The 4,083-nt window shown below is 37.4% G+C and carries 3 protein-coding genes and 1 riboswitch; all 3 genes read right to left on the minus strand.

Translation table 11 applies throughout. The annotated features are described in order from the left end of the window. Positions 1–79 precede the first annotated feature (79 nt). Positions 80–1,444: a sensor histidine kinase gene (locus tag Ga0451573_RS18720; RefSeq protein ID WP_231685706.1), complete on the minus strand. Its 1,365-nt coding sequence runs from the start codon at positions 1,442–1,444 to the stop codon at positions 80–82. A gap of 5 nt (positions 1,445–1,449) precedes the next feature. Continuing rightward, positions 1,450–2,196: a LytR/AlgR family response regulator transcription factor gene (locus Ga0451573_RS18725; protein ID WP_231685708.1), complete on the minus strand. Its 747-nt coding sequence runs from the start codon at positions 2,194–2,196 to the stop codon at positions 1,450–1,452. Between the two features lie 156 nt (positions 2,197–2,352). After that, positions 2,353–2,446: riboswitch (cyclic di-GMP riboswitch) on the minus strand. Positions 2,447–3,529: 1,083 nt separating this feature from the next. After that, positions 3,530–4,083, minus strand: a 554-nt coding sequence (locus tag Ga0451573_RS18730; RefSeq protein ID WP_231685709.1) for an ABC-2 transporter permease, incomplete at its 5' end; no start/stop codon positions are given.

The following is a 4,083-nucleotide window of genomic DNA, read 5'->3' on the forward strand; positions in this document are numbered from 1 at the left end:
GCTTGTATCGTTATTTTTGTGCACAAAAAAATCAGCCCTTGCAAGAGCTGAAAAAGATTCCCCTTTTCGTTATCTGGAATCAATCCATATAACTACTCCATGGTATGTATATTTTAAATTCCACTCCGGGATAGTTTTCAGGTTCTTTTAATTCTAATCGGCCACCATGGCGGTCTATAATTTGCTTAATTATAAAAAGCCCCAGGCCACTATGATGATTCGTATCTTTTGTTGTATACCCCGCCGCAAAGATACTATGCCTAATATCCCGAGGAATAGGGGCACCGTTATTAGCAACGTTAACCTGCAAACCAAATTTATTGCAGATGAGAGTCAAATCTACCCTCGGAGAGCAGTTGGCTTTTGCCGCCTCCAAAGCATTATCCATTAAGTTTCCAACCAAATGGGTAAGATCCTCAGGTGATAATGGCAAGCTATTGCCTTCCATTTTTACCTGCCAATGAAATTCAACCCCTTTGGTTTTTGCTTCTTCCTGTTTTACACTTAGAATAGCAGCCAATTCCGGCGGATCAATTTTTAAGAGAATTTCAATATAGCGGACCGTTTGATATAAATTTTCGACATAGCTTTCAGCCTGTGCGTAATGACTTGATTTTAAATAGCCATAAATAGCTGAAAGGTGATTATAGATATCATGCCGTTCAACCTGTAATCGCAAATTCAAATTATGCCTCTCTCTGACATGACGTAATTCTGTTGCTAGCCTGGCCTCCCGTTCTGTGACCCGCTGCAAGTAACCGGCTACAAAAATAGTAGCTACCGTTGAAACCATTAGGACAGCGCTGCTAATTTGTACCAAAGTATCAAGGGTAAAGCTGTAGTATAAGCCCGAGGTATAGATGTTAAAACTGATCTTCAATAATGCCAGCATTAAAGCTTGTACAAGGCATAACAAAAAAAGGCCTGTTTGGCTAAGCAACTGCCTTTTTTCCCCTTTTGCCCCATTGTTCGCTTCGATTAGTCGTATAATCAGTGGCAACCGCCATTGGCGTTTGATAAAAATGAGGGTTAAGGCTGCCAATAAAAGTAAATGTGGCAAAGGAAATAGAATTCGAAGCAAAGGATCAGAGATAATTTGTTCTAGTTTAAAAGAAAAAATCCAAGCCAAAAAAGGAACGGAAATACCCTCTGCCAATCCCAAGATTGCACTTACCAGCACCATAATGGTTAAAGCTGCACGCCAAGGTAATTTTAAAAAAAGGTTTAAAAAAATAACCATCAATATTACCTGTAAGATGGAATGGATGCCAAAAACCATTGGTATTGAACGGACAACAAAAGAAAACAGGGAAGTTAACAAAGAAAGAGTTATAACAAACAGAGGAGATTCCTTTTTGCCTATTAGAGCCAGTACCATATAATATAAAACTAAACTCTCAGGAAGAGATTCGCCCAAAAAGGGTATCAGTGGCATTAGATCCATTACCATTACCCCCTTAAGACGTTAAGGTCGGAATACGACATCAAATCTTGTATTCGGTCACGGCTAAGCAATGCCTTACCTTGACAATTTTTAAATCTAACCTCGTAATACGAGGAATTGGGGTAATTGACTATTCGTTCAATCCAGTCAGTGTTAATGATATAAGATTTGTGGGAGCGAAAAAAACCATTCCCTAAGTGTTGTTCCAACTCCTGCAGAGTTTCCCGCGTCTTAAATTTGCCATCGCTGCAGTAAATAAAAGTATGACGACCAGCTTTCTCTATGTAAAAAATCTCATTAAGTTTCACAAAGACCCGTTCATTGCCCAAGTTTATAGAAATTCTGGCTGTTTGCAAATTCAAGTTTGATGGATTATTCTTCTGAATTTTTAGCATTTGCTGAATACGCCGGAAAGTTGTTTTTACTCGTTCTTGATCAATAGGTTTCAAAATATAATCTGAAGCATAAAGTCTAAAAGCATCTAGGGAATATTCTTGATGGGCGGTGATAAAAACTACAGCTAAATCGGGTTTTATTTCTCTCAGGTTTTCAGCTAACTCTATCCCAATCATATCAGGCAGTTCGATATCCAAGAAAGCTACGTCCGGGCTTTTCTCTTTGACAAGCTTTATTGCATCAATGGCATTTTTCGCTGTTCCTACAACCAGAGCATCTTCAAGTTCGCTAAGAAATGAGCCGAGCAATAATAAAACTCCTTGTTCATCGTCTGCCATGACAATCTTAACCGGCAAAATTAATCACTTCCTTCCTTGGTATCTAATCCAAAAAACTGATCGAGTTTTCCCGATACTAAAAGCAACCCTACATGGTAGTTAAAACGGCAAGATGATACATCACCTATAAATAAACAAGGCCACTGATGTTGTAAATAGCAACAGTGAGCCTAATTCAACAACCTAGCTATCATTGAGATATTATTACTCGTTTTACATACACCCGCAGCTTTGTGTCCGTTTTTCAACAAGTTTACCTTTTTTAATTCATTTTGTTTGGTATTTATTAGTTATTATACTAAAATTTTCAGCTAAAGACTAGTTTAATCTTGTCAATCAATATCCTTCTTCCTTTATCCCAGACAAACCGTAAGCGTCAAATAAGACAGTGTATGGAAACTTCCCTAATTGTTTGAGACAATACTCTAAATTAGACTAGAGTTTTTCGACCATGGTCGAAAAACTCCCAAGAGAGGTTTAGAGTTGAATACCAGGGCAATCACCCACCAGTATCGACTAAATCAGTGGAATGGAGATCATCCGTGGGGTGAGCCGTCCGGCGCATGGCAAATAAGTCCTCATCGGAAATGGTGTTTATGACCAGGGGGCCGGCGGTAAATGCTAGTACAATTAATACTCAACAGTTCTGTCTGACGCTTGATGCTGTTGTGAGGACTTGCATCATTAAAACTATAGTTTTGGCCTAATCAAGGCTCCTAAGAATACTCAATTACTCAAATAATATTGAGTTATCCGCAATTGATGTGTGCCTACGCATTTTGAAGTTATCACTTATGGATAAGTCTTCAAACCCTCATGCAAGGTCATGACTTCCGGAAAGTTAATTTTGACTGTTGAAGACGAGATATGGTTTGTTCAAGAATTGCTAAAAAATCAAAGGATTACTTTTTTTTGGAGTTTAATCTAAATAAAACAATTGCCAATGTAACAAATAAGAACAAAAAAACAATCTTCTGGGGGGATAAAGTAAAGCCCATTTAAGACAACACTCCATTCTATATAAGGTATGGCTCGTAGCCGATTTGCCGGATACATGGGTTTATGCTTGGGGAATATGCGGCTTGGGGAATATGCGGCTTGATCATTAGTTTGGCGACAATATCACTTACAAGCCGCGCTAAATGATTTTCCGGGCACCAACTCGATTAAATATCTCGGAAAAAGTATTCCTAGTTCCAGTAATAAGGCTTGAATTTAGCCATCAAATACACCTTTGCTACCGGTTTTGCTTATAGTAGTAGTTGACGCTGATGGCCAAAAGTCCTTTCTTTCGTCGGACAGACTCCGAATCTCACTATTGCTGTGAGGTGTAAAAATTACCAAAGTCATCCTAATAATCAGGCATTTTCCCACTCTCTAAGCCTCTTAGTATTTTTGTTGATAGTAATAGTGAAACTATAAATAGAATTAAAACTAAAGTTATGCTTATTGTCCAGAATAAAGTCGTATTTGTAATTACTTTTTTAATACTAATATTTAACCCAAAAATTTTTAATAAATAAGGAATCGATATAGGGATCGCCATAAATGCCATAATGAAGTATCTACTCCTAGCGGTTCCATATTTATATGAAACTGGTATAGCTATTGCATTGTACAATAGTACTATAGTGAAACACAAAAAGGTATATATAATTATCGTATTAATATTTACTGCTAAAAGAATTCTCCCAATTGTATTTTCTAATACTAATACAATTAAGGATGACAAGATTGCTAGTAACAATGTTACTATATATTTACTTGCAGCCTCATGAAAAGCGGGAATTGGCATTGCCGTTACATTTTTTCTCCATCTAACGCTTTCATCTAATGACATAGTAGTTGTAACCTGTAGGGCAAACGTTAAAGCGATTACAAGAGTTAATATTGGTGTAAAGAACT

The sequence above is a fragment of the Phosphitispora fastidiosa genome (assembly GCF_019008365.1).
Classification (GTDB): domain Bacteria; phylum Bacillota; class Thermincolia; order Thermincolales; family UBA2595; genus Phosphitispora; species Phosphitispora fastidiosa.